This is a genomic window from Paraburkholderia sp. CNPSo 3274 (assembly GCF_024206475.1).
GTDB lineage: Bacteria > Pseudomonadota > Gammaproteobacteria > Burkholderiales > Burkholderiaceae > Paraburkholderia.
The window spans coordinates 1-603 of sequence record NZ_JAMBPR010000254.1 but is presented as its reverse complement, the minus strand read 5'-3'; the positions used below and the strand labels follow the sequence as shown (position 1 = coordinate 603).

General features: G+C 55.9%; 1 pseudogene. It reads right to left on the bottom strand.

Going from position 1 to position 603, the window contains the following annotated elements:
• Window positions 1–37 precede the first annotated feature (37 nt).
• A pseudogene (locus M3I54_RS44550) lies at window positions 38–603 on the bottom strand (recombinase family protein); the annotation flags it as partial.

Sequence of the window (603 nt, the reverse complement as noted above, 5' to 3'; positions counted from 1 at the left end):
AACTAGCTGGATTCATACTGCAACTCCTATTCGCGGATCAGAGGGTTTTAGATGCTACGCGCGCTCGCGCCGCTTTCGCACGGTTAGTGAGTCGATCCCATCGGCTGCTGTGCTTCACAGGCGGGTGGGAATCCGGGACTTCATAGAGGAACGCATAATCGTTATAGGCGTGTCGTTTGATAAGGCCGTATTCGACCCACCTGGTGAGTGTTGCTTCGTGGATGCCGAGTCGAGATGCAGCCTCCAGTTTCGTGAGCATGCCGCGGTCGCGCAGTCTGTCGCGACGAGAGCGGAGGCCGTTTCGTTGAGCCAGATATGAGACGCGCAGCGCATCAAACCGGATGTTCGCCTTACCTGGACGGACACAACCGCCGGGACGGATGCCCCGATCATTAAGGAGCTGCGCAATCTGAGAGCATGTATGGTCATCGAGAAGCTTGTCGATGAGCTCGAGGACCTCTGGCTGGGTTTTGACCTGTTGGGCAGATGTTTTGGGATTCTGCGCCGTGAGCGTTTCAGTCTTGCCGGCCTTGAAACGAACGTGAATCTTTGTTGTCCCTTCGTCTGGAAGTTTGACCAGTGTGACGTCCTCGACGATGTAGG